This window comes from Myxococcus virescens (assembly GCF_900101905.1).
Lineage (GTDB): Bacteria > Myxococcota > Myxococcia > Myxococcales > Myxococcaceae > Myxococcus > Myxococcus virescens.
This window is the reverse complement of record NZ_FNAJ01000003.1, coordinates 135,557-160,796: the sequence shown is the minus strand read 5'-3', so window position 1 is coordinate 160,796 and position 25,240 is coordinate 135,557. Positions and strand designations below refer to the sequence as shown.

23 protein-coding genes are annotated in these 25,240 nt (G+C 69.7%); 14 read left to right on the top strand and 9 right to left on the bottom strand.

Features of this window, described 5'->3' with window-relative positions:
* Positions 1-51: 51 nt before the first annotated feature.
* Positions 52-1,776 carry a TldD/PmbA family protein gene (locus tag BLU09_RS10995; RefSeq protein ID WP_244171620.1) on the top strand — a complete coding sequence of 575 codons (1,725 nt, stop codon included), beginning with the start codon at positions 52-54 and terminating at the stop codon, positions 1,774-1,776.
* 28 nt (positions 1,777-1,804) lie between these two features.
* Here the strand turns inward: BLU09_RS10995 and BLU09_RS10990 are convergent, their stop codons facing one another.
* Positions 1,805-2,710, bottom strand: coding sequence for a gluzincin family metallopeptidase (locus BLU09_RS10990; RefSeq protein ID WP_090489039.1), 906 nt, complete (start codon positions 2,708-2,710; stop codon positions 1,805-1,807).
* Positions 2,707-3,642 carry a metalloenzyme gene (locus BLU09_RS10985; protein WP_090489037.1) on the bottom strand — a complete coding sequence of 312 codons (936 nt, stop codon included), beginning with the start codon at positions 3,640-3,642 and terminating at the stop codon, positions 2,707-2,709. Before BLU09_RS10985 ends, BLU09_RS10990 begins: the two co-directional genes overlap by 4 nt.
* Before the next feature lie 32 nt (positions 3,643-3,674).
* Between BLU09_RS10985 and BLU09_RS10980 the strand changes: the two genes are divergently transcribed.
* Positions 3,675-4,760, top strand: a complete 1,086-nt coding sequence (locus BLU09_RS10980) for a DUF4388 domain-containing protein (RefSeq protein WP_011552761.1) — start codon at positions 3,675-3,677, stop codon at positions 4,758-4,760.
* A gap of 12 nt (positions 4,761-4,772) precedes the next feature.
* Here BLU09_RS10980 and BLU09_RS10975 read toward each other — a convergent pair whose 3' ends face one another.
* From BLU09_RS10975 to BLU09_RS10960, 4 genes are all read right to left on the bottom strand, one after another.
* On the bottom strand, positions 4,773-5,891 hold the full coding sequence (locus BLU09_RS10975) for a GTP-binding protein (protein ID WP_090489035.1): 1,119 nt from the start codon (positions 5,889-5,891) through the stop codon (positions 4,773-4,775).
* A 340-nt stretch (positions 5,892-6,231) separates the two neighbouring features.
* Positions 6,232-6,423 (bottom strand): 50S ribosomal protein L28, encoded by a 192-nt coding sequence (gene rpmB, locus BLU09_RS10970; RefSeq protein ID WP_011552763.1) that lies wholly within the window; start codon positions 6,421-6,423, stop codon positions 6,232-6,234.
* A 102-nt stretch (positions 6,424-6,525) separates the two neighbouring features.
* Positions 6,526-8,055: an NAD(P)-binding protein gene (locus BLU09_RS10965; protein WP_090489033.1), complete on the bottom strand. Its 1,530-nt coding sequence runs from the start codon at positions 8,053-8,055 to the stop codon at positions 6,526-6,528.
* Between the two features lie 72 nt (positions 8,056-8,127).
* Positions 8,128-8,817: an HAD family hydrolase gene (locus BLU09_RS10960; protein ID WP_090489031.1), complete on the bottom strand. Its 690-nt coding sequence runs from the start codon at positions 8,815-8,817 to the stop codon at positions 8,128-8,130.
* 81 nt (positions 8,818-8,898) lie between these two features.
* Here BLU09_RS10960 and BLU09_RS10955 point away from each other — a divergent pair, with 81 nt between their 5' ends.
* Positions 8,899-9,981 (top strand): enoyl-CoA hydratase/isomerase family protein, encoded by a 1,083-nt coding sequence (locus tag BLU09_RS10955; protein ID WP_090489030.1) that lies wholly within the window; start codon positions 8,899-8,901, stop codon positions 9,979-9,981.
* A gap of 9 nt (positions 9,982-9,990) precedes the next feature.
* Here the strand turns inward: BLU09_RS10955 and BLU09_RS10950 are convergent, their stop codons facing one another.
* Genes BLU09_RS10950 through purM form a run of 3 tightly spaced genes read right to left on the bottom strand, consistent with a single transcriptional unit; the run spans position 9,991 to position 12,367 of the window.
* Positions 9,991-10,662 (bottom strand): 2-thiouracil desulfurase family protein, encoded by a 672-nt coding sequence (locus BLU09_RS10950; protein ID WP_244171619.1) that lies wholly within the window; start codon positions 10,660-10,662, stop codon positions 9,991-9,993.
* On the bottom strand, positions 10,659-11,333 hold the full coding sequence (gene purN / locus BLU09_RS10945) for a phosphoribosylglycinamide formyltransferase (RefSeq protein WP_090489028.1): 675 nt from the start codon (positions 11,331-11,333) through the stop codon (positions 10,659-10,661). The genes BLU09_RS10950 and purN overlap by 4 nt, the downstream gene beginning before the upstream one ends.
* Positions 11,330-12,367: a phosphoribosylformylglycinamidine cyclo-ligase gene (gene purM / locus BLU09_RS10940; RefSeq protein WP_090489026.1), complete on the bottom strand. Its 1,038-nt coding sequence runs from the start codon at positions 12,365-12,367 to the stop codon at positions 11,330-11,332. The genes purN and purM overlap by 4 nt, the downstream gene beginning before the upstream one ends.
* A gap of 120 nt (positions 12,368-12,487) precedes the next feature.
* On the opposite strand from purM, the gene BLU09_RS10935 reads away from it, so the two are divergent.
* From BLU09_RS10935 to BLU09_RS10885, 11 genes are all read left to right on the top strand, one after another.
* Entirely contained in the window at positions 12,488-13,138 is a 651-nt protein-coding gene (locus BLU09_RS10935) for a Crp/Fnr family transcriptional regulator (protein ID WP_090489024.1), read from the top strand.
* Between the two features lies 1 nt (position 13,139).
* Positions 13,140-13,895, top strand: a complete 756-nt coding sequence (locus BLU09_RS10930; protein ID WP_011552771.1) for an MBL fold metallo-hydrolase — start codon at positions 13,140-13,142, stop codon at positions 13,893-13,895.
* A 62-nt stretch (positions 13,896-13,957) separates the two neighbouring features.
* Positions 13,958-14,809 carry an acetyl-CoA carboxylase, carboxyltransferase subunit beta gene (accD, locus tag BLU09_RS10925; RefSeq protein WP_090489023.1) on the top strand — a complete coding sequence of 284 codons (852 nt, stop codon included), beginning with the start codon at positions 13,958-13,960 and terminating at the stop codon, positions 14,807-14,809.
* A gap of 71 nt (positions 14,810-14,880) precedes the next feature.
* Entirely contained in the window at positions 14,881-16,113 is a 1,233-nt protein-coding gene (locus BLU09_RS10920; RefSeq protein WP_090489021.1) for a bifunctional folylpolyglutamate synthase/dihydrofolate synthase, read from the top strand.
* A 9-nt stretch (positions 16,114-16,122) separates the two neighbouring features.
* Positions 16,123-17,397, top strand: a complete 1,275-nt coding sequence (locus tag BLU09_RS10915) for an alpha/beta hydrolase (RefSeq protein ID WP_090489020.1) — start codon at positions 16,123-16,125, stop codon at positions 17,395-17,397.
* Between the two features lie 81 nt (positions 17,398-17,478).
* Positions 17,479-18,906, top strand: a complete 1,428-nt coding sequence (locus BLU09_RS10910) for an AMIN domain-containing protein (RefSeq protein WP_167371069.1) — start codon at positions 17,479-17,481, stop codon at positions 18,904-18,906.
* 47 nt (positions 18,907-18,953) lie between these two features.
* Entirely contained in the window at positions 18,954-21,590 is a 2,637-nt protein-coding gene (locus BLU09_RS10905) for an LPS-assembly protein LptD (protein ID WP_090489018.1), read from the top strand.
* A gap of 59 nt (positions 21,591-21,649) precedes the next feature.
* Positions 21,650-22,000: a helix-turn-helix domain-containing protein gene (locus BLU09_RS10900; protein ID WP_002634858.1), complete on the top strand. Its 351-nt coding sequence runs from the start codon at positions 21,650-21,652 to the stop codon at positions 21,998-22,000.
* 160 nt (positions 22,001-22,160) lie between these two features.
* Complete coding sequence (locus BLU09_RS10895; protein WP_090489914.1) at positions 22,161-23,699, top strand: Ig-like domain-containing protein; 1,539 nt, start codon at positions 22,161-22,163, stop codon at positions 23,697-23,699.
* A gap of 108 nt (positions 23,700-23,807) precedes the next feature.
* A complete protein-coding gene (locus BLU09_RS10890) occupies positions 23,808-24,509 on the top strand; it encodes a TetR/AcrR family transcriptional regulator (RefSeq protein ID WP_090489016.1) in 702 nt (233 codons plus the stop codon).
* Positions 24,458-25,240: an enoyl-CoA hydratase/isomerase family protein gene (locus tag BLU09_RS10885; RefSeq protein WP_090489014.1), complete on the top strand. Its 783-nt coding sequence runs from the start codon at positions 24,458-24,460 to the stop codon at positions 25,238-25,240. Before BLU09_RS10890 ends, BLU09_RS10885 begins: the two co-directional genes overlap by 52 nt.

The window sequence follows — 25,240 nt, the reverse complement described above, 5'->3', positions numbered from 1 at the left end:
GTGAGCGTGGAGCTGCTCGTAACGTGGAAGGGATGGGCTAGTGTCGGGGCCGTGCAATCCCTCCTTCGAACCGTGTTTCCCCTGCTGGCACTCTCGGCGCTGCTGACGGCGGCGGCGCCCGTGCCGGATGCGCGCGTGAAGCTGCTCGAGGCGATGTCCGCTGAGCTGGCGCGCAACCACCAGCAACTGAAGATGCAGAACCACGAACCCCCGTATTTCATGAGCTACCAGCTCAAGGACTACGAGCAGCACGCGATTTCCGCGCGCTATGGGGCGCTGTTCATGGATGACGGCTACCGTGAGCGGAAGCTGTACGTCGACGTGCGCGTCGGTGACTACGACTTCGACAGCTCGGTGGCGGAGGGGCTGGAGTTCAGCTTCTCGACCAAGGGCACCAGCTACGTGTCGCGCAAGGAAGGCCCGCTGGACGACTCGCCGTTGGCGCTGCGCACCTCGCTGTGGCTCATCACCGACGAGAAGTACAAGTCCGCGCTGTTCCAGTACCTGAAGAAGAAGGGCGAGGACGTCTACGCGGTGGAGGACCCGAAGCGTCCGCCGTCCTTCACGCGCGAGAAGCCGGTGAAGCACGTGGATCCGCCGGTGGAGGCTCCGTTCGACCGCGAGCGCTGGGTGAAGGTGGCCCGCGACGTGTCGGCGCGCTTCAACGCGCACCCGGAGCTGTTCGACTCGGAGGTGCGCGTCACCAAGGACAAGGTGACGCGGCTGTTCGTGTCCTCGGAAGGCAGCCGCATCATCACCGAGGAGACGCTGTACGGCCTGCATGTCTCCGCCGTCACCCGGGCGCCGGACGGGCAGCTGCTGGACAACTCGCGCAACTTCTATGTGCCCACCGAAGCGGGGCTGCCGGACGTGGCGCGCCTGAACAAGGCGGCGGATGACGTCATCCGGGAGCTGCTGGCCCTGCGCGCGGCGCCCGCCATCGACCCGTACACGGGGCCCGCCATCCTCGCGCCGGAAGCGGCCGGGGTGCTCTTCCACGAAGCGGTGGGGCACCGGCTGGAGGGAGACCGGCAGGAAGGTGACAACGAGGGCAAGACGTTCAAGGGCCAGGTGGGCAAGCAGGTGCTGCCGTCGTTCATCTCCATCCACGACGACCCGACGCGGCGCGTGCTCCAGAACGAGCCGCTCAACGGCTACTACCTCTTCGACGAGGAGGGCGTGCGCGGCCAGCGGGTGACGCTGGTGGAGAAGGGCGTGCTGCGCAACTACCTCCAGGGACGCCGTCCGGTGGAGGGATTCCTCCAGTCGAACGGCCACGGCCGCAGCCAGGGCAACCTGAAGCCGGTGGCGCGCATGGCGAACCTGATGGTGGAGAGCACGAACGGCGTGAGCGACGCGGAGCTGAAGAAGCGTCTGATTGCCGAGGCGAAGCGTCAGGGCAAGCCGTTTGGCCTCATCATCCGCGACATCACCGGGGGCAACACCAACACGTCCGGCTACGGCTACCAGGCCTTCAAGGGCGTGCCGCGCATGGTGTACCGGGTGGATGTGAAGACGGGGAAGGAGACGCTGGTGCGCGGCGTGGAAATCGTGGGCACGCCGCTGTCGGCGGTGAACCGCATCCTCGCCTCGGGGCAGAAGTCCGGCGTCTTCAACGGCTTCTGCGGCGCGGAGAGTGGCAACGTCCCGGTGTCCACCGTGGCGCCGGCCATGCTGCTGCAGGAGCTGGAGCTCCAGCGCACCATGGAGGGGAAGGACCGCCCGCCGATTCTCACCAGCCCGGCGGCGCTGGAGTCCCCGGCGGCGAAGCCGTAGCCGCGCGCCTCCGTGGCCCAGTCGCGCCTTACTGAGGGGCAGGTGAGGGCGCGACAGGCATGGGGCTCGCAGGCCGGGGGCGCGCCGGGTGGAGCTGCCTGGCGCCCTTGAAGCCGCGCAGGCGCACGTACCGGCGGAAGTCCTGGAGGAAGCTCTCCTGGGTGACGCCCACGGCACGCAGGAAGGCGCTGTCGAAGTCCGGGCCCTGGCTCATGCCGCGCAGCACCTTCCGGATGGTGTCCTCGCCATAGCGGCGCGCCAGGAAGGTGAAGGCGTGGTGGGCGGCGCCATACACGACGCCGCTCTCGGACTGGTAGAGCGCTTCGGCTTGCGACAAGGGGTCGGCGTTGGGGTGCTGGCGCCAGTAATGCTCCAGGTCGTCCAGGCTGGAGACGCGGTAGCCCTGTTCGGCGGTGTAGGAGGCCATGCCTTCGCGGAACCAGAGGGGAATCCGCTTGCGTGTCCAGCCGAGCCGGTCCGAGGCCACCTGGTACATCAGGCTGTGGGTGAGCTCATGCAGCAGCAGTTCGTCCACCTGGCCCTGGCTGGCGCCTCGGGCCGTCCAGGTTCGAGGGCTCTGCAGCTCGATTTGCTCGTAGCGCGCCCAGGCGCGGAGGAAGTCATGCCCCGGGCGATTGGCGGCGCGCTCCAGCGCTGCGTGGTTGGGGTGAACGACGATGGTGACGGTGTCGTCGAAGGTGCCCCAGCGCTGGAGACGGGGAATGGCGCGTTCGACGGCGAGCTTCACCTGCACGGCCGCTTCAGCGTCGCGCGGTTGGTATTCGACGTCGATGCCGGCGCCGGCGCCCTTGCTGACGAGCACGCGGGCGCTCTGGGAGGCGTAGCAGCCGGTGAGCAGACTCAGGCCGAGCAGCACCGCTGCCCAGCCGGGACTGCCGCGACGGCCCTTCGTTGCTGGTGACTCCTCACTCACTCCGCACCCAACCAGCGAACCACCGCACGTCCGACATCGGCCACGGTGGAGAAGGACTCCACCTCGGGCGCGGGCGGGCCGAAGTAGAGCACGGGCACGGGGTGAAGCGTGTGTCCCCGAGTGGAGAGGTCTTCCACATTGCCGTGGTCGCTGCAGACCAGCACCCGGGCGTCGGCGGGGCGCGTGGCCACCAACGCGCGGGTGAAGGCGTCGAACGCGTCCAGCGCGGCCAGGGCGGCCGTCCAGTCCTGGGCGTGGCCGGCCTCGTCCGCCAGGTAGTGCTCGAAGAAGGTGAAGTCCGCGGCTGACGCAATGTCCCAGAACACGGCGGCGGCTTCCTCGGGCGTGCGCTCCGGCGCGGGCAGTCCGTAGGCACGGGCGCTGGCGCCGGTGATGTCGTGGGTGAGCCCGTCCCCGGCGCGGGCGTCATCCAGCGTCCGCAGGGGGATGCCCCCCGCGGCGAAGGCCAGCTTGGAGGCGGAGGGCTTCGCCTTGCGGCGCGACTCCGGGGACAGGACGAACTCCGGCGGGGAGGTGCTGGGCCGGCGGGGGACCTCCAGCGCGTCCAGGTAGGGGGCGGGATAGGCGTTGGCGAAGGTGGCGGTGCGGCCCGCCGCGCCCAGCCGCCGGATGATGGAGCGGTCCGCCATCAACCCCCGCAGCGGCGCATTGGGGTAGCCGAGGACGTGGCGGCCCAGCAGCGCGGGGGCCGGGTCTCCCGTCAGGATGGCCGTCTGATTGGACGCGGACTGGGGCCGGCCGGGGACGCCGAAGGTGGTGTCCGTGGGGATGCAGCGGCCTCCGTAGGGGAGGGGCGGGCTGGGGGCGTCCTCGAAGTGGGATAGCAGGTGTTCCCGGTGGGCGAGCGGATTCACGGCCGGGTCCTTCCGGCCAATCCCCACACCATCGATGAACAGGAGCGCGACGCGCACGGCTGGGGACTGTATCCTCGAATCCGACACGCATGGCCCTCCACGGCGACCTCTTCAGTTATCCGCTTCCCGAGTTCCTTCAATGGCTGGACAGCTCCCGCAAGACGGGGACGCTCCAGCTCTCCTGGGAGGCCGGCGAGCGCAAGCTCTTCCTTCTCTCCGGCCAGGTGGGTGCCACCGCGGCCGAAGGACTTCGCGGACGCGTGGCGCGGCTGCTCACGCTGTCCAAGCTGGCGTCGGGGACGAAGGTGCTGGCGGGCTTCGACGAGCTGGCGCGCACGCCGGACGTGGACGCCGCGTTCGACATCCACGGCATCCAGGCGCGGTGGATTCGGGACCTGGGCCGCGAGGAGCTGTTCGCCGCGATGACGGACCTGACCATCGCCGGCCGCGGCACCTTCCACTGGACGGAGGACGCGGACCGCTCCGGTGAGGACTGGGTGCCGTCCGACATGGGCATCCGCGAGCTGCTCTTCGAGTCGCTCCGGTGGGTGGACGAGCAGCCCGACGTGGACAAGGCGCTGCCCATCGACGCGCTCAGCGTGCGCGCGCTGGCGCCGCCGAGCCCGAGCCAGCCCCTGATGCACCGGATCATCCTGGGGCTGTGCACGTCGCCGCAGAACCTGGGACGGCTGCGCCTGTCCATGGGCGTGTCCCGCTCCTCGGTGACCCGGCGCGTGCACGAGCTGCTGCGGTCGAAGCTGGTGGAGGTGGACGGGGCGCCGCAGGTGGAGGCGGATCCGGTGGCGGAGATGTTGGAGAAGGGCGCGGTGCTGATGCGTGAGGGCCAGTACGACGCCGCGGGCATCGTCTGCGCGTCCTTGCTGGCCAGCGACCCGGCGGACCGGCGCGTGCGCGAATTCGCCCGGCTGGTGCAGCGCGAGCACGTGGCGGCGCTCTACTCGGACATGCCGCCCCTGATGGTGCCCCTCATGATTCACGACCCGCAGGGGCAGGCGCTGCTCAAGCCCGAGGAGCGGCAGATTGCCGGGCTGGTGAATGGCACCTGGGACGTGTCCACGCTGGTGCTGGCCAGTCCAGCGCGAGAGCTGGAGACGCTGAAGACGCTGGCGAAGCTGCAGCGCATGGGGCTGCTGCAGCTCGTCTTCCCGCGCTGAGCGGGGCGGAGGCTACTCCCCGTTGGGCAGGCCCACCGCGTTGAGGCGGATGAAGACCTGCATCATCACGTACAGGGAGAAGGCGGCGTCATCCACGCGCAGGTGCTGCTGCGTGGCCAGCCCCTGGAGCCGGAGCAGGTCGGCGCCGTCCACGCGGAGCAGGAAGGCCTGCTGCCCCAGGGAGCCCTCGCCCGCGAAGGCCAGCGCGCGCCGGATGGCGTCGGTGCAGGCGGTGACGCAGGTGGCGTAGTCCCCCGTCATGAACGCGGCCTCGGCGGCGCGGGCATGGTCGAACATGTCGCCCGGCGCCAGGGCGCTGGCGGCGCCCAGCAGCTTCGGTCCGGGCTGGGGCGCGGGGATGGGCGTCGGCTCCACGCGCGGAGGCGGCATGACGGCCACCGGGGCCACGCGAGGCACTGGGCCGCCACCCTGCACCGGCTGGGACGCGGCGGCGCCGGGCTGCTGCCGGTGCTGCAGGTGCTGGGTGAGCTGGGCCTCCAGGCCCGCGGGCTGTGCGCTCGCGGTGGGGCGGGGCGGCGGGACGATGCGCTTGGCGCGCAGGTCCTTGATGACCAGCCGGGTGATGGCCTTGAGCGTGTCGAGCACCCCGCGGCCATTGGCGGCGGACGTCTCCAGCTCCGGGACGCCTCGGGGGTTGAGCTCCTTGCGGAGCACCTCCACCGGCAGCACGCCGTCCAGGTCCCGCTTGTTCCACTGCATCACCAGGGGGAAGCGGTCCAGGCGGATGCCGTGCTCGAAGAGGTTCTCCTCCAGGTTGGCCAGGGACTCGCGGTTGGCGTCCATGGCCTCCGGCTGCGAGTCCGCCACGAAGACCACGCCGTCGGCGCCCTGGAGCACCAGCTTGCGGGTGGCGTTGTAGAAGACCTGGCCCGGCACGGTGTAGAGCGCCAGTCGCACGGAGCAGTCGCCCACGCGCTCCACCTTCACGGGAAGGAAGTCGAAGAAGAGCGTCCGGTCTCCCTCCGTGGCGATGGACATCATCTCGCCGCGGTGTGCGGGGCGGACAGTCTCGTAGATCTTCCTCAGCGAGGTCGTCTTCCCGGAGAGGCCCGGTCCGTAGAAAACGATTTTCGCGGCCACTTCACGGGCCATCAGATTGACGCTGCTCACGGTGTCAGCTTACCTAGAACGACTGGACACCTCGCGCCAGTTGACGGCGAGACATTCACCCCAGGTCCGCGAGGTTCAGTGCTGGGGGTGAGGCCACGGGCTCGAGGCAGGCTCGCCAGGATGCGCGCCCGCAAGGCATCCGCGACGGCTCACACCGCTTCCCTGAAGAGGAATACGGCACGAACCGCACGAATGGCGGCCAATACGTCATGCCACCGGCGAACCACCGCGCTGCTCGACAACCAAGCAGGGATGCGGCGTCCGCACGGAATGAAACCGCTCGTGGGGGGCAGTCGCGGTGGTGAGACGCGCGTCATGCCCTCCCTCGAGCGAGAGGACCTCAAGCGGCCTTCGTCACCTTGCCCGCCTTGATGCAGCGGGTGCACGCGAGAACGCGCTGGGTGCTGCCCTGAACGCTGGCCCGGATCTTCTGGAGATTCGGCAGGGTCCGCTTCTTGGTCTTGTTGTTCGCGTGGCTGACGTTGTTACCCACCAGCGGACGCTTGCCACACAAGTCACACTTCCACGCCATGACCTCTAACTCCTTGAAAACTGGGGCGTTGGACGCCTGCCGATTAAAAGAGCGGCGGAACCTGCCAGATAACGGCCTGGAAATCCAGCCTTAGATCCAGGATCAGCCCTTGAGCGGATCCTTCTTCTTCAACATATCCTGCACCAGCCGTGCGGCCCGGATGCCCGCGAGCAGCTCGCCTTCCAACCCCAACCCGGGGAGGACTTCGCGGTTGGCGAGCAGGATGTTCTTGGCCGGCGTGCGCTGAGTCAAACCCGTGACGCCCAGGACGGCTTCCGACTCGAAGCTGAACAAGGGGTGCGGCATCAGCCGGCTGCCACGGACTCCGCCGGCGTCCAGGTAGGGGGCCGAGCGCAGCACGCGGTGCTGGGCGGTGAAGGGCATCAGCGCGTCCAGGTGCTCGTCGATGCGCGTCGCCAGGCCCTGGAGGTGCTCCTCGCCCAGGTCCCGCGCCGAGGCCGGGACGAAGGCGCCCGCGCACACCACGCGCAGCCCTTCCGTCGCCTTGGCCTCCTTGCCGCCGTGCACCGGGGCCGCGCGCGCGGGGTGGACCTGGATCAGCACGGGGCCCAGCTCCGCGTCGCCCGTGTCCAGCAGGGCCAGTTCGCCCATGCCGCGGGGCAGCGCCGACTCCGGCACCACCCAGTTCACGGTGAAGAGCAGCGCCTTGGTGTTGGACTGGTCCAGGTGCTCCAGCAGGCCGCGGTGGTGCTTCTTGTCCGTCACCAGCCGCCGCAGCGCGCCCGCGTCCGTGGCCGCCACCAGGCAGGACGCACGGTACATGGTGTCCGAGCGCATCAGCTTCATGCCCGCGAACTTGCTGCCGTCGAAGGCCAGCTCCTCCACGATGAAGCCCGTCGGGTTGTCGCGCCCGAGCACGTCTCCGCCCAGCTCCGCCACGCGGCGGGCGAGCAGCTCGCGCAGGCCCTCATGGCCCCCGGGGAAGTAGGAAGGCGCCGACAGCACCTGGGACATGGCCCGAGTCAGCGCTAGGGGCGCCTCTGGACGGTCCAGGTGGGTGACGAAGGGCAGCAGCCCCCGCACCAGGGACACCGAAGCGCTGTCTCCCGTGAGCCGGGGCGGCGTCTCCAGGCCGGGATGGGCCCGGATGAGCTTCTTCAGACCCCAGCCCTCGAAGAAGCCGTCCGGAGGCAGGGCGGGGCCCGCCTTGAAGAAGGCATCACTGGCTTCGTGCTGCGCGGCGGCGCCGACCAGGGCGCCCAGCAGGGATTCGCCTTCCTCGCCCAGCTCGCGTGTCACCTCGGCCTTGCGGCGGGCGGCATCGCCATGGAGGTCCAGGCGGCTGCGAGGCATGAGGAGCTGCAGTTCCGGCGCGTGGGGCCGCAGCGTGCGCTGGACGTTGGCGTTGAGGCCCAGCTCCGTGAGGGCCTCCTCCACCGCGGGCATGGCCTTGAGCGGCGGAGCGACGAAGGGGGCGTAGGGGAGCACATAGCCGCCGTGCTCGTAACCGGGCCCCATGCCGTCGTGCTCCACCAGCAGGACGCGGTGGTTGCGCTTCGCCAGGAGGGCCGCCGCGAGCGCACCGCCCAGCTGACTGCCGAGCACGATGACGTCGTAGACATGCCGGGACGGCCCGGCGGGAAGCTTGAGCTTGGCAGAGGACGTCGCCATGAGGCGGGCAACACTACACAACGTGCTCGCCGCTGGCGCCCTTTTCACCACGGCGCGCCCGCGGAGGGCGGATCAGCGGGCCTGGGCGCTGAAGAGGCGCTGCTCCAGCGCAGGGGGCAGCTGGGTGAAGTCCTGGACCACCCAGTGCGCGCCGGCCTCGCGGAGGTCGGCTTCCGGCGCGGCGGTGGTCAATCCCACCACCGTCATGCCGGCTTCGCGGGCGGACATGATGCCCAGGACGGCGTCCTCGAAGGCGAGGCACTCGGTGGGGGCCACGCCCAGCGCCTTGGCGGCCGCCAGGAAGATGTCCGGGGCGGGCTTGCCGCGCGTCACCTGTTCGGCACCGACGATGCTCGCGAAGAGGGGACGGAGGCCGAGCCCGTCCAGCACCAGCTCGCGGTTGCCCTGGGGCGCCGCGGTGGCGATGGCCGCCGGGACGTGGGCCTCCTTCAAGCGCTGGATGAAGGCCGCCGCGCCCCGGTGCAGCTTCAGGTGCGGCCGGTACAGGGTCCGGTAGTGGTTCTCCTTCTCCTCGGCGATGCGCTCCACTTCATCCGGGGCCACCGGGCGGCCGAGCAGCTCGGGGATGATCTCCTCGTTCTTCCTGCCGGCGAAGCGGCTCTGGAAGTCGTTCGCGGTCAGCGGCAAACCCAGCTTCTGGGCGAACGAGACCCAGGCCTCGTTGTGGAACTGCATGTTGTCGACGAGGGTGCCGTCCATGTCGAAGACGACGGCACGCAGGGGCGCCAGTGCGGAGGTCATGCGTTCCCCATAGCGCGTCTGTCCCCGCGGTGGGCCAATGAATCCACCCAAGGGGCTGCTCGCCTGATATCCCCCGGCGCCATGATGGACGACCTTCTGCTCGAGACGCGTGGCGCGGTAGGCGTGGTGACCCTGAACCGGCCCAAGGCCCTGAACGCGCTGACCCTGGGCATGTGCCGCAAGCTGCACCCGGCGCTCGACGCCTGGGCGGCGGATCCGTCCATCCAGGCCGTGGTCATCCGGGGTGCTGGCGGCCGAGCCTTCTGCGCGGGCGGAGACGTACGCGCGGTGGCGCTGTCGGTAGGGGACGCGTCTGTCGACGAGAAGGAGCGGCTGTCGCGAGAGTTCTTCCGCGCCGAGTACGGGCTGAACCACCGCATCCACTATTTCGGCAAGCCGTTCCTCGCGCTGGTGGACGGGGTCTGCATGGGCGGCGGGCTGGGCCTGTCGATTCACGGCACCCACCGGGTCGTCACCGAGAAGCTGGTGCTGGCCATGCCGGAGACGGCCATCGGGCTCTTCCCGGATGTGGGCGGCGGCTGGTTCCTACCGCGCTTCCCGGGTGAGTCGGGCACGTACCTGGGCCTCACGGGGGCCCGGTGCGGCGCGGCGGACGCGATGTGGCTGGGCTACGCCACGCACCACGTGGAGTCCGCGAGGCTGGAGGCGGTACTGGACGCGTTGGTGGGGGCGCCCTGGGGCACCGGCGCGGCGAGCACGGTGGTGGACACGGTGCTGGGCGGCTTCCACGCGGACGCGGGCACGTCGCCACTGGGTGTGCAGCGCGCGGCCATCGACCGGTGCTTCGCGGCCGAGCGCGTGGACGACATCCAGCAGGCGCTGGAGCTGGAGGGCACGCCGTGGGCCCAGGAGACGTGGGCCACGTTGCTTCACAGGTGCCCGGCCAGCTTGAAGGTGACGCTGCGCCAGCTCCGGATGGGGCGCACCCGCGACTACGACGAGATGGCCAACGTGGAGTACCGGCTCAGTCAGTCGATGACGGCGCGCCCGGACTTCCGTGAGGGCATCCGCGCGGTGCTCGTGGACAAGGACAACAAGCCGCACTGGCGGCCCTCCACGCTGGCGGAAGTCACCGAAGACATGGTGGAGGCGCTCTTCGCGCCGCTGCCTCACGACACGTGGAAGGTGCCGGCGCGCGGGTAGGGACTGTTGCTAGAGGTCCTCGTCGCTGAGGACGGTGACGCCCTTCGCGCGGAGTAGCGCCGTGGTGATGCCTTCGCCCGCGCGGAGCTGGCCGGACTCGTAGACGCGCTGGCTGCCGCACGACGGGCTCTTCTCCTTCAGCAGCGCCACCGTCGCGCCGAAGCGTTGTGCCGCTTCGAGCGCGAGCCGGGCGCCCTGTTGGAAGGCCTCCGTCCGGTCAGTGCCCGCGGCGCGCTCCACTGCGACTGCGCGCCCAGCCCAGACGTCCACACCCGTGCCTCCTCGTAGGTCGACGGGAGGGCGCGGCACGGGCAAGCCCGAGGCCACTTCCGGGCACACGGGGATGACGTCCTTGTCCGCCAGCGCCGCGAGGACGCGCTCGGAGCGCTGGGAGCGGCCGTCGTACCGACACGCCTCGCCCAGCAGGCAAGCGCTGACCAGCACCACGCGAGCTTCCTGGATCGCGGTGACTCGTTCCGCCTGCGAGGGCAGGGCGGTGGAGCCTTGCTCGTCTCGTGGGGCCGCAGGGCCGCCCAGGGGCCCGGTGGACTGTTGCTCGTCGGAGAACACCCCGTCGTTGGTCAGCCCCAATGCGGCCTCCAGGGGCTGAACGTCGCCGTCATTCCCTGGTGCGGCGCTGGGGAACTCCGACTCCGGGTCGAACGTCTTTGGTCCACTCACGCCGGGTCGACCGTCGCGCCGGGGTTGCGAAGCGCCAGCTCGCCCACCGTGGCCCGCGCCTCCACGCGCGTGCGGGCCGCGTCCAGCGTCACCTTGCCCGTGACGGCGAGCCGCACGGCCAGCGGGTAGAGCCGGTGCTCCTCCGCGAGGATTCGCGCGCTCAGGGCCTTCTCGTCGTCATCCGGCAGCACCGGCACGGCCACCTGCGCGATGATGGGCCCCGTGTCGGTGCCCGCGTCCACGAAGTGCACCGTGCACCCGGCCACCTTCACGCCTCGCTCCAGCGCCTGTCGCTGCGCATGCAGGCCCGGGAAGGCGGGCAGCAGCGACGGGTGGATGTTCAGCACCCGCCCCGCGTAGTGGCCCAGGAAGTCCGCGCTCAACAAGCGCATGAACCCCGCCAGGCACACCCACTCCACGTTCGCCGCGCGCAGCGTGTCCAGCAGGGCCTTCTCGAAGTCCGCCTTCGTCGCGTGGGCCTTGTGGTCCACCACCTTGGCCGTCACGCCGGCCTTGCGCGCCCGCTCCAGCGCGAACGCGGTGGAGACGTTGGACACCACGCAGGCCACCTCGGCGGGAAAGTCCTCGCGCGCACAGGCGTCCAGCAGCGCCTGGAGGTTGCTCCCGCTGCCGGACACGAGCACGCCCAGGCGGACCCGCTGGCCGCTCATGGGTCGATGACCGCCGTGGCCTCGCCCTGGCCCGCTTCTACGCGGCCGACCTCGAAGGCCTGCACGCCCCGGCCGCTCAGCACGCTCAGCGCCTGGGCGACGTCTTCCTTCGCCACGACGAGGATGAGCCCCAGGCCCATGTTGAACGTGTTGAACATCTCGTCGCGGGCCACGCTCCCCAGTTTCGCGATGAGGTCGAAGATGGGCGGCTTGGGCCAGGTCTTCTCGCTCAGCACCGCGCGCGTGCCGTCCGGCAGGCAGCGGGGCAGGTTGCCCGGGATGCCGCTGCCGGTGATGTGCGCCAGGCCCTTCACCTTCACCGCCTGGAGCAGCGCCAGCACGTCCTTCACGTAGATGCGCGTGGGCTCCAGCAGCGCGTCCACGAGCGGCCGGTCCAGGCCCTCGGGCGTCGCGTCCAGGGCCAGCTTTCCGTCGTCCAGCAGCACCTTGCGCGCCAGCGAATAGCCGTTGCTGTGCAGGCCAGAGGAGGGGAGTCCGATGAGCGCGTCACCCGGCTGCACGCTCTTGCCGTCGATGATGGCCGCGCGCTCCACCACGCCCACGCAGAAGCCCGCGAGGTCGTATTCGCCGCGCGCGTAGAAGCCCGGCATCTCCGCCGTCTCGCCGCCGAGCAGCGCGCACCCGGCCTGCTCGCAGCCCAGGGCGATGCCCTTCACCACCTCGGCGGCGTCGTCGACCTCCAGGCGCCCGGTGGCGAAATAGTCGAGGAAGAAGAGGGGCTCGGCGCCGCAGGTGAGGATGTCGTTCACCGACATGGCCACCAGGTCGATGCCCACCGTCCCATGGCGTCCAGCGGCGAAGGCCACCTTCAGCTTGGTGCCCACGCCGTCCGTGCCGGCCACCAGCACCGGCTGCTGGTACTTGCCTGGCGGCAGGGCGAACAGACCGCCGAATCCGCCCACTCCGCCCATGACTTCAGGGCGCATGGTGCGCGCGGCATGGGGCTTGATGCGCTCGACGAACGCGTCGCCGGCCTCGATGTCTACTCCGGACTGCTTGTAGGTCGTTCCCACGGGCGGCCTTCTACCCGGCCCCCGCGCCGGTGTCTCGCGTGGCGTGGCGGCTGTCCCACCGGCGCGCACAGAAAAGGGAATTTGACCGGGCGAGTGTGGGCTGATTGACTCCTTTGCAGGATGGGCGCCGAGGAAACCCTCTTTCAACGTTTCGGCAAGGAGTTCCCCCAGGGCACCGAGCTCTTCCGCGAGGGAGAAGCCGGCAAGGAGATGTTCGTCATCCAGGCAGGACGGGTGGCCATCTCCAAGCGGGTCCGTGACGTCGAGAAGGTCCTCGCCGTCCTGGGCCCCGGTGAGTTCTTCGGGGAGATGGCCATCATCTCCAACAAGCCGCGCAATGCCTCGGCCACGGTCAACGAGGACGCGAGGCTGCTGGTCATCGACCCCAAGACGTTCGAGGGGATGATCCGCGGCAATGCGGAGATCGCCGTCCGGATGATCAAGAAGCTGGCCGAACGCCTCTCCGAGGCGGACGCCCAGATCGAGAACCTGCTGCACAACGACCCGGCCAGCCGGGTGGTGCACCAGATCATCCAGGCCTGCCAGAGCCGGGGCCGTCCCCTGGACGAGGGTGTGGAGATCGACTTCTCAGTGCGGGAGCTGCCGCGCCAGATTGGTGTGGGTGAGCCCGCGGTCCGCGCCGTGGTGGACCGGCTGGAGCGTTCCGGCCTGGTCGAGCGGAACGGGGACCGGATGACCGTGCCGGACACGGCCAGGCTGCACGACTTCCTCCAATACCTGGAGATGAAGTGGAAGTTCGGAGACCTCTAGCGTGAAGCTGCGAGTCCTCGGCTGCCACGGCGGCGAGCTACCCAACTGCAAGAGCACCTGCTTCCTCGTCGATGACGTGCTGGCGCTCGATGCGGGGGCGCTCACGGGGACGTTGTCGCTGGATGAGCTGTGCCGCGTGGACCACGTCCTGGTGGGGCACAGCCACTTCGACCATGTGAAGGACCTGCCGCTGATGGCGGACCTGGTCATCGGCCGGCGCGACACCCCGGTCACCATCTACGCCTCGCGCGAGTGCGCCCGGGCCCTGCGCGACAACATGTTCAACAACGCGCTCTGGCCGGACTTCACCCGCATCCCGACGAAGCGCAAGCCCGTGCTGCAGATCAAGACGTTCCGGGCGGGCAGCAGCTTCCAGGTGGGCCCCTACACCGTGCGAAGCGTGCCGGTGAGCCACCCCGTGGAGTCGTGCGGCTTCATCATCTCCAACGGCAAGAGCGCCCTGGCGATGAGCGGCGACACCGGCCCCACGGACAAGCTGTGGAAGGCGCTGAACGAGACGAAGAACCTCAAGGCGCTGCTGCTGGAGACGTCCTTCCCCAACAAGCTCCAGTCGCTGGCCGACATCTCCGGCCACCTCACGCCGCACACGCTGAGCCTGGAACTCCAGAAGTTCGAGCGCAACGGTGCCTCGGTGCTGCTGTATCACCTCAAGCCCGCCTTCGTGTCGCAGCTCAAGAAGGAGCTGGCCGAGCTGCCGGTGGAAGTGCTGGAGCTGGGCGATACCTTCGAGCTGTAGACGCGTCGCGCCATACGGAAGGGTTGACGGCCGAAAGCGGCCGGATTAACCCCGCCCACCCCATGGCCTGGTTCTCGAAGAAGCCGCGCATCGCCGTCGACACCGAACCGCAAGCCGAGCCCCGCCCGTCCCGCATGGAGGGTCTCTGGGCGAAGTGCGAGACGTGCGACGAAATCATCTACCGCCAGGAGTTGGAGAAGAACTGGATGGTGTGTCCGCACTGCGAGCACCACCACTACTGGGCGGCTCGCGCGCGGCTGGCGGCGCTGCTGGACCCCGACAGCTTCGAGGAGTTCGACAAGGAGCTGGAGCCGCAGGACCCGCTCGGGTTCAGTGACTCGAAGAAGTACAAGGACCGCCTGAAGTCCACCCGGAAGAACCTGGGCGAGCCGGATGCCTTCATCTCCGGCGTGGGCCGCATCCAGGGCCACCAGGTGTCGGTGGGCTGCTTCGTCTTCGAGTTCATGGGCGGCTCCATGGGCTCGGTCGTGGGCGAGAAGGTGGCCCGCGTCTTCGAGCGCGCGCACGAGCTGAAGTGCTCCGCCATCGTCTTCTCCGCGTCGGGCGGCGCGCGCATGCAGGAGGGCATCTTCTCCCTCATGCAGATGGCCAAGACGTCGGCGGCCATCGCCCGCTTCCGCACCGGCACGCGGCCGTACATCTCCGTGCTGCTCAACCCCACCACGGGCGGCGTCGCCGCGTCCTTCTCGTGGCTGGGCGATGTCATCCTCGCCGAGCCCAAGGCCCTCATCGGGTTCGCCGGTCCGCGCGTCATCGAGCAGACCATCCGCCAGAAGCTGCCGGAGGGCTTCCAGCGCTCCGAGTTCCTGCTGGACCATGGGATGATCGACGCCATCGTCCACCGCAAGGACCTGCGCGCGAAGCTGGGCCAGATCCTGGGGTTGCTGGGCTGAGCGCGCCGCGGACACCGGAGGAGGCGCTGGCCTTCTTCACGAAGCTCAACCCCTCTGGAATCAAGCTGGGATTGGAGCGCGTGCAGGAGGCCCTGGCCGCGTTGGGCCACCCGGAGCGGCGGTATCCGGCGCTCCACGTCGCCGGGACGAACGGGAAGGGCAGCACGTGTGCCATGACGGCGGCGTCGCTCCATGCCGCCGGGCACCGCGTGGGGCTCTACACGTCTCCGCATCTGGTGCGCGTCAACGAGCGCATCCGCGTGGACAGCGAGGACATCTCCGACGCGGACTTCGGCCTGCGCATCCTGGAGGTGTTGGAGCGCTACCCCAGCGCCGTGTCCTCTCCCATGACGTACTTCGAGTTCGGCACCATCGTCGCCCTGTGGCACTTCGCCCAGGTGCGCGTGGATGTGGCCGTGCTGGAGACGGGCCTGGGCGGCCGGCTGGATGCCACCACCGCCGCCAGCCCGGTGGTGACGGCGATTACCCCCGTGTCCTTCGACCACATGGAGTACCTGGGCGACACGCTGGCGGCCATCGCCGGCGAGAAGGCGGGCATCCTCAAGCCGGGCGTGCCGTGTGTCGTCGCGCGGCAGGCCCCCGAGGCCTTGGACGCCATCCTCCGCAAGGCCGAGCAGGTCGGGGCCCCTGTGCGGCTGGAGGGGCGTGACTTCACGGGCGAGCGTCAGCCAGATGGCGGCCTGTCGTACCGCGGGGCGACCTGGTCCCTGGATGGGCTGTCCGTCGCGCTGCGGGGGCCCCATCAGCGGCAGAACGCGGCGGTGGCGCTCGCCTGCCTGGAGGCCTTGCAGGAGCGCGGCGTCACCGTGCCGCCCGAGGCCGCGCGTGCGGGCCTGGCGTCGGCGTGCTGGCCGGGGCGGCTGGAGGAGGTGGGGCAGCAGCCCATCCTCCTGCTGGACGGCGCACACAACCCGGCGGGCGTGGAGGTGCTGCTCGCGTCGCTGAAGGACCTCTACCCGGGGCGTCGCCTCCACCTCGTCTTCGGCGTGGTGGGGGACAAGGACCGGGGACCGATGATGCGAGCGCTGTTGCCCGAGTGTGCCTCGGTGCAGCTCACGCCTTTGGAGACGCCTCGCTCGCTGGCTCCCGAGGCCTACCTGGCAGAGGCGCGCGCGCTGTGCGCGGACGTGACTGCCTGGCCGGATGCGGACGCGGCCCTTGCCGCGGCGCGCAAGCGGGCAGCCGCGAACGACCTCGTCCTTTGTACAGGTTCACTGTTCCTTGTCGGGATGATGAAGGCTCGCATGTATCGAAACCTTGGCGCGATGCATCAGCCGCCGTAGATTCAAGACATGCGCCTGCCGGACTGGAGAGCCGCCGCGACATCGGGGCCACCCATCCCCTCCATCGACGAAGTCGATTTCAGGGCGCTTTACTCGAAGACGAAGTACGTCGTGGAGACGGCGGACGGCTGGTCGCTGGTCATCACCCGCTACCGTCCTGTGAAGCAGCCTTTTCCGCAACCGTTGTTTGGTGAGCCCCTGCTGCTGGTGCACGGTTTCTCACAGAACCGGCACACCTGGACCAGCGGGCAGTTCGTCAAGAACCTGCTCTTCTTCGGGGTGGACATCCACATCCTGGAGCTGCGTGGCCACGGCAAGAGTTCCATCGCGTTCCAGAAGGAGCGCGCCGAGCGCTTCAAGCGCCCCCTGCCGCCGGACCTCGACTACGGCTGGGATATCGACAGTTACTTCCTCTACGACCTGCCAGCGGCCGTCTCCGGCGTGAAGCGCATCACCCGGCGCGAGCGCATCTTCTACTGCGGCCACTCCATGGGCGGGATGCTGGGCTACGGCTACGCCGGCATCCACAATGACTTCGAAGGCCTCATCACCATCGGCTCCCCGGCGGACCTGGGACGCGGCTTCATGCTGCTGCGCCTGCTGGCGCACGGCGCGCCCATGCTGGCCGGGCTGATTGACCTGACGCTCGCCAGCCTCAACGTGGGCGGCAAGGTGGAGGGGGCGGGGCGCTCGTTGCTCGCGCGGGGCGTGGGCGTGTTGAACAAGGGCCTGGGACGCCGGCTGTCGCCGCGCGCGCGGCGGACGCTGCGCTTCGACGCGGTGCCGGTGGACATCATCCTCAAGTCGCTGGAGCGCCAGCTCGCGAAGGCCGAGGACTCGCCGCTGTATCAACAGCTCACCACGCGATTGAACCGTCTCATCAATCCGGAGCGGGTGAGCGCGGATGACATCCGCTGGTTGCTCCGCGAAGGTGGAGAGCGGGAGCCGCGCCGGGTGCTGGAGCAGTTCGCGCGGTGGATTCGCCGGGGAGAGATGGTCTGCTACCGCACCGGCTTCGACTTCAAGCGGGGCTTCGGTCGCATCGAGGTGCCCATGGCCATCATCTTCGGGGACCTGGACCCGCTGGCCTCGCTGGAGTCGACGCGCAGCGTGTATCGCGCCGCCAAGAGTGAGTATCTGCTCTGGCGTCCGGTGAAGGGCAATAGCCACATCGAACTGACGATGGGGCATGACATCCGGCAGATTTGCTACGACATCAAGAACCTCATCGAGTACGCGCGGACCCACCGGTATCGCTCGCCGAGCCTTCCGCGGCTCCGCTAGACGCGTCAGGATGGAAAGTTGGAGGCACGCTGACGCGTGATAGCCTCTACGCTCTTCTGTCAACGTGAAGGGGTGTGGTCGATGAAGCCGTTTGCCGCGTGGCTGCTCGGTGTGGTGCTCGTGCCCTTCGTGGCGCTCGCGCAGGCGCCGGCCACGAACCTGAACACCATCACCGCGGTGCAGGTGAACGGTGGGACGGTGACCATCTCCGGCTCGCAGAAGGCCAACTTCACCACGTTCACCATGACGGACCCGCCTCGGCTCGTCATCGACATCTCCGAGGCCGTCTTCTCCGACGTGCCCGAGGAGATCGAGGTGGGCAATGGCACGGTGACGGCCATCCGCACCGCCAGCTATGGCTCCGAGGCGTCATCCATCGCGCGCGTGCTCATCGGCTACGAGCGCGAGGTGGAGGCGGACATCCAGGCCCAGGGCAACCAGCTCGTCGTCCGCGTCGCGGGCGGCGGAGGTCAAGCCGTGGCGCAGGCGCCGGGTACCGCGCAGCCCCAGGCGGGAAGCAGCGCCGCGGAGGCCGCCGCTGCCGCCGCGGCGGAGCGTCAGGCCCAGGAGAAGGCCGCCGCGGAGGCCGCCGCCGCGGCGCGCGCCGAGCGTGAGGCCCAGGAGCGGGCTTCCGCCGAAGCCGCCGCCGCCGCGAAGCGTGACGCGGAGGCCGAGGCGAGGCGTCAGGACGAGGCTCGGGCCGCCGCTCAGCGCCAGCAGGAGGAGCAGGCTCGGGCCGAGGCGGAGCGCAAGCGCCAGGAGGAGGCTTCGCGTGCCTCGGCGCAGGCCGCCGCCGACGAGAAGCGGCGCCAGGAAGAGTCGGCGAAGGCGTCCGCTCAAGCCGCGGCGGAGGAGAAGCGTCGCCAGGAGGAGGCCGCGCGCGCGTCCGCGCAGGCCGCCGCCGACGAGCGCCAAGCCCGGCAGCAGGCCGCCGCCGAGGAGCAGGAGCGGCGCAAGGCCGCGGCCCGGGCCGAGGCCGAGCAGCGGAAGGCCGCTCAGCAGTCCGCCGCCGAGGAGCGTCGTGCCGCCGCGCAGGCCGCGGCGGAGGAGCGCCGGGCCCAGCAGGAGGCCGCCGCCGAGGAGCGCCGTCAGCGTCAGGCCGAGGCCCGTGCGTCTCGGGAGAGCCGCCAGAATCAGGCGGTGGAGCCCTCCCGGCCGAGCAGCTCGGAGGCCTCGGTGTCCTCGCGTCGCAAGACGCTGACGCTGGTGGGGTTCCAGCAGCAGTCGGGGGCCTCGCGCGTGTTCATCCGCACCAACGAGCCGGTCAGCTACTCCGTGTCGGAGCGGGGCCGCTCCGTGGTGCTGGAGCTGGAGAACACCCGCGTGGACGCCAGCAACAACACGCTGCCGCTGGACACATCCTACTTCGCGACGCCGGTGCTCCGGGTGGACCCGAGCGCGTCCGGGCGGGATGTGCGCATCACCATCCAGCTCCGGCAGTCCGTGCCGTTCCAGGCCCGCCAGGAGGGCAACGTCATTTCATTGGACTTCCAGCGCACAGGCCGGTGAAAAGGGCGGGCCGCTCGGCCTGGGCGCGGCATACCCTGCACCCCTGAATGAGCTTCCTCGTTCCGCTCGCCGCCGCGCTGCTGGTCTCCACCTCGCAGGTGCCACTCGCCACCCCGTTGGCTCTGCCCAACGGTGAGACGGCGCAGCTGGCCGCGGACCTGGTCGTCTACGAAGCGGACACGAAGGTCGTCACCGCGCGCGGCAACGCCGTGCTGCGCACGGAGACGATGCAGCTTCGCGCCGACGAGGTGACGTACGACGAGGTGAACCAGCTCGTCACCGCCTCGGGCAGCGTGATGTTCGTGGGCCCCAGCGGCCTGGCCGCGGTCGCCGACACCGCGAAGATGGATGTGCGCACCTACGAGGCGAACCTCGAGGGCGGCCTCTTCATGCAGAAGCAGGGCGTCACCCAGGAGGCCCTGTTCACGGCGAAGACGCCCCAGGAGCTGCGGGCCATGGGAGAGACGCCCCTCCTCATGAGCGGCTCGCGCATCCGCCGGACGGGGGAGAACACCTTCCTCGTGGAGGACCTGGCCTTCACGCCGTGCAACTGCAGCCCGGGTGAGCCCGGCTGGCGCATGGAGGCGTCGTCGGCCACCGTCGTCCTGGGCGAGCGCGCCACGATGACGCTGCCCGTGGTGTACGTGAAGTCCGTGCCTGTGTTCGCGCTGCCGTGGCTCTACATGCCGCTGTCTCAGCGGCGCACCGGTCTGCTGCTGCCCAAGCCCACCTTCTCCTCGCTCAATGGCTTCTCCCTGGAGCAGCCCCTCTTCATCACGCTGGGGCAGAGCTACGACGTGACGCTCACGCCGGGGTACTTCAGCGGCGGCTACGAACTGCATACCGTTCCCGGCGCCACCGAGCAGGTCCGGGAGCCGCGCTACCTGGGCGTGAAGGGGCCGCGCCTGCTCACCGAGTTCCGTTATGCGCCCAGCGAGCGGACCCGGGGACGGGCGACGTTGGGATTCCTCTACGACCTCCGGCCCATCCGGGATCCGCGCAGCTTCGTGTTCTACCGGCGGACGGAGGGCGGTGTCGCCTCGCCTGAGTTCGTCGACGAGCGGCGAGGACTCCGGGGCGAGGCGTCCTGGCAACACACCCAGGACATGGGGGGAGGGTGGCACAACCGGGTCGACGCCTCGTTCGTCTCGGACGGCAACTACACCCGCGACCTCACGGCGGACCTCGTCACCCGCGAGTTCACCTACCTGCGCAGCACGGGCACGGTGTTCAAGCGCCAGGACGACCTCTATGCGGGCCTCGACGTGGCGCTGCGCCAGGACATCCGGTGGGGGTATCGCTTCTTCCAGGACAACCGCATCCCGGCGGCCACGGACCCTTCGCGCCCGGACCTGAAGGGCCCCACCACGTTCCAGCGCTTGCCGGCCATCACCCTGGCCCTGCCCGAGCGGCCCGTGCTGGGCGGAATCATGGGGGGCCTGTCGGTGCAGTACCTGCGGCTCGCGCCCCTGCGAGGCGGGTACGGCGACGAGGGCATCGACGGCATCTTCCGGGCCGACGGGTTCTATGTCCCGTTCGGCTCTGCCGGGTGGCCGTTTCCCGCGGACACCACGCAGTCCGATGGCATCTTCAATTCGAACGACCGCGAAGCCCGCGACCGCGTGGACTTCTTCCCCCGCCTGTCGACGTCCTTCGCTCTGGGCAGTCTGATGCGCGTGTCGCCCTCCCTGGGCATGCGCCAGGACGTGTGGCTGGGCGAGGTGTCGGGCCGGACGTGGCAGCGGGGGTACCCCATCGCCGGGCTGCTGCTCGAAAGCCAGGTGGCGCGCGTCTTCGAGGGACGTGAGACGAGCTTCCGCCATGCCATCACCCCTTCGCTGGAGCTGCGCTACGTGCCGGGCGGGTGGGGCCGGCTTCCCTCGGCCGGGGCCTCCGGGGAGGACCTGGCCCGCCCCTATGACGAAGTGGACGCCGCGGTGCCGTTCCAGAGCGACGGCCGCACCCGGGGCTTCCTCCACGCGGTGCTCGCCGTGGACCAGACGCTGCGCTTCAAGCGCGGCAACGACATCCGCGAACCGCTGCGCCTGCGCATCGGACAGGGCTTCGACCTCACCCGACACGTGCCCGCGGCGGGGAAGGTGGACGACCCGGGGCCCGTGCTGCGCGACACCTTCGCCCGCCTCAGCGCCACCGCCGGAATCTTCACGGCCGCGGGCACCGTTCGCTACGACCCCAACGCGGGCCGCATCTCCGGGCTCTCCGCGGAGGTGAATGTCGACAACGGCAAGGGGCACGCCGTGTACGCGCGCTTCGATGACCTGCTGTGGAGCGGCGGAGATGCGCTCAACCGCGGCGCGGATCCCCGTTCCGTGGGACCCGATGTGCTCCGCCGCTCGCTGGATACCTTGGTAGGCGGGATATCCCGAGTAGAGCCCGGCTTCCCTCCGGCCGAACGGGCTCAAGCCCTCATCGCGGGTACGCGTTTGAAGCTCGGATTTGGGCTGGGAGTGCGGTACGAAGCAATTGTGCAACCGCTTTACCAGGATCTAGTAACTCAAGAAAATCGCCCTCTTGCTCAGCAGACATTCGGCCTCTCGTATGGGCCTGCATGCGACTGCTGGCGGGTAGAGGGGGTGGTGACGCTGCGGCGAGAGCTGGGGCTGGAATTCTCCGGCATCAACCTCATCGTGGCGGATTTCGGATCCTTTGGTTCCGGAGGCTAGGAATCACCAGCGGTAGGTGGTGGTTCCTCCAACCCCGAAACAGCCAGGAGAAGTACTTCGTGTCGGACCTCGGAAAACGAATTGGGCAGCGCATCCGCGAGCTTCGGACACAGCGGCCGGAGCGCTGGACGCAGGAAGAGCTCGCTGAGCGGGCGCAGATCAGCGTGTCGTTCCTTTCCATGATCGAGCGTGGCGAGCGTGTCCCCCATGTGGAGACGCTGGCGGCCCTGGCCAACGCCCTGGGCGTGAGCCTGGGCGAGCTCTTCACGGGAACGGAGCAGACCCTTGCTCAGACGGAGGACCTCCTGCGGCCCCTGTCTGACTTCGCCCGCGCCCGTGGCCTCACCGCCCGGGACGTGGACCGTCTGCTGGGCGTGGCCCGGGTGATGTTCAGCGGCACCGCCGCCTGACGTCGCCCCCTGGGATTCCAGGCCCTGGACGCAAGAGGGCGCCGGTCCACCTGTCCTGTCCTTGACTGGACGGTAGGTGGCCCGGGAAGATGCGGAAGATGCGCTGTGCGCTGCTCGCGTACAGCCCGCTTCCTTCATCGCCTTCAAGGAGTTTCCACTGATGCGTCCGGGTCTGGCCCCGTGGGTGGCCTTCGCGAGCCTGCTGTTTGTCGCATGCTCGCCGTCGGCCCCCGCCACACTTGAATTCGTGGACCAGTCACCGGCTCAGCCGCGACTGGGAGAAATCACCACGCTGCGCTTCCGCGCGGTGGACTCCCGAGGCCAGCCGCAGGCGGGTACGCCGGTGTCCTTCACGCTGGAGTCCCCCGTTCCGGGCGTCGAGCTGTCGCCCACCGAGGGTGTCACCAACACGGGTGACGGCATCGTGTCCGTGCAGATGACGGCGCGCGGTGGCCGGGTGGCCTCCGCCGTGGTCATCGCCACCGCCGGCACAGGTGCCGAGATGAAGCGGGCGGTGTCGCCGGTGGTCAGCTTCGCGGGTACCAACTCGAACTCGCGTCAGTTCACCTTCCAGTGTGGCTCGTTCTCGGGTGACGGCTCCGGTCTGCACCACGCCGTTGGCGCCTGGGACGAGACGCGCGCCCTCATCGCGGGCGTGAAGGTCCGGTGCATCGCCCACGTGGGCGATCGCAACGGTGACGGCGTGGTGGGCGCCCAGGTGTCCTTCCTCACGGAGGCGGGCACCATCGGTCCCAGCGCCGTGTCCGTCACCGACGTGGTGGGCAACGCGGAGGTCCTCTACAAGACGTCCCTGCCGCTGCCGCAGGACGTGGAGCCGGGCATCTTCACCTGGAACCCGCAGAAGGACGCGACCCACACGGGCGAGTACCTGGCGCCGCTGTGGATGCACCCCTTCCTCTGGGACGAGAACCCCATTGCCGCCTACGGCAACGCCGCGCAGCCCCAGCAGGACCGTCCGGAGCCGCGCCGTCCGGACCCCATCCGCCCCGGCATCGTCCTCAACCCGCGTGACAACCTGGTCTCGCTGATCGCCATCACCAGCGGTGAGGAGGCCTTCGACGACCTCAACAACAACGGCGTCTGGGACACGGGCGAGCCGTTCGAGGACCTGACCGAGCCCTTCGTCGACAACAACGACAACGGCACGTGGGACCCGGGCGAGCGCTACGTGGACACCAACGGCGACGGTCGCTGGACGGGCAAGAATGGCCAGCACGACGCCAGCACGCTCATCTGGGTGCAGGAGCGCATCCTCTGGACGGGCATGCCCCACGCGCTGGACAAGGACCAGACGCAGCGGCAGCTCGACCCGCTGCCCAACGCGCCGCCGCCGCTCATCAGCCACTTCGGTGGCATCTCGATTTCGTTCATCGTCTCCGACCCCTGGTACAACCGCATGGCCCAGAACAGCGGCAATGACGGTTGCAGTGGCGGCGCGTCCGGCCCCGTCACGGTGTCCCCGGCCAACACGGGCATCGCGCTGACCTATCCGTCCTTCAACTTCGAGACGTACCTGGTCAGCGATGCGCACGAGCCGCCCGCCGAGGGCCCGCCGCCGCCGCCCTTCAACCCCCCGGTTGATTGGAGGGTGACGCCCATCTGCAAGTACACGGCGGCACAGCTCGAGGGCCACGAGGCCATCGTCCAGGGACCCATCGTCCGGGGCACCGTGGAGTAGTCTCCGTCGTTTCGCCGGGCGGGCCCACGAAGGCATTGACCCCAGGGCCCGCCCTCCGTAGGTTCTCCGCTGGTTGACTGGCGAATCACCCGCCGGTGGAGGACAACCGTGGGTCAGCAGAGCAAGCCGGCGGCGGAGAGTGGCACGCGCGAAAGCGAGCGCCGCCGCACCATCCTCCGCGCGGCCATCGACGTGTTCGCGCGCAAGGGCTACCACGGCTGCCGCATCGCGGACGTGGCGAAGGAGGCCGGCGTCGCGTACGGGCTCGTCTACCACTACTTCAAGAACAAGGATGAGCTGCTCGAGACGGTGTTCGACACCGGCTGGAGCGGCTTCGTCACGCGCGTGCGCGCGGTGGTGGAGGGCGAAGGCCCGCTGGCGGAGAAGGTCCGCGGCATCGTCGAGGTGGCCTTCGAGGCCTACCGGGTGGACCCGCGCGCGGTGAAGGTGCTCATCCTGGAGATTGCGCGCAGCCCGGCGGGCTCGCGCATCAACCGGCAGACGGCGTTCGTGGATGCCATCCGGCTCAGCTCGGCGCTCTTCAACGCCGCGGAGGAGCGGGGCGAGCTGCGGCCGGGGCTGGACCCGCACCTGGCCTCCGCGCTCCTCTTCGGCAACATCGAAATGGCGCTCACTGCCTTCGTCGTGGGGCTGGCCGACGCGCGCGACCCCGACGCGCTGGAGCGGGCGAAGTCGCAGATTGCCGACTCCTTCCTTTACGGCGTCCTCACGGGTGCCCAGGCAGCGGAGGTGTCCGAATGGAAGCCGGAGAAGTCCGCTACGAAGTCCAAGGCGCCCAAGCGCTCCTGACCATTGACCGGCCCAAGGCCCGCAACGCCTTGTCCCCGGGGGTGGTGCGCGAGCTGATGGCCGCGCTGGAGCGGGCCGAATCCGACACCTCGGTGCGCGTGGTGGTGCTGACGGGCGCCGGTGAGAAGGTCTTCTGCGCGGGCGGGGACCTGGGAACCCTGGCCGGTGACGAGGGCTTCCTGTCCACGCACGAGGGCCGCCGTTCCTATGGGCGACTGCTGACGCGCTTCCAGGAGCTGCGCAAGCCCACCGTGGCGCGCGTCAACGGACACGCGCTGGCGGGTGGCCTGGGGCTGGTGCTCGCGTGTGACCTGGCCGTCGCCGTGGAGGGCGCGGACCTGGGCACGCCCGAAATCGACGTGGGCCTCTTCCCGATGATGATGATGGCGCTGCTCCAGCGTCACCTGGGCCGCAAGCGCGCGCTGGAGCTGGTGCTCACCGGAGACCGGCTGCCCGCGCGCGAGGCGCTGACGTTGGGGCTGCTCAACCGCGTGGTGCCGGCCGCGGAGCTGGACGCCGCGGTGGGCGCGCTCGCCGGAAAGCTGGCGGGGAAGAGCCAGGCGGTGCTGGCGTTGGGGCGCCGTGCCTTCTTCACCGCCGAGGACCTGCCGCTGCCCGCCGCGCTGGAGTACCTGGCCTCGCAGCTGTCGCTGAACGTGCTGGCGGACGACGCGGGGGAAGGCATCTCCGCGTTCCTGGAGAAGCGTCCCCCGAAGTGGAACGATCGCTGA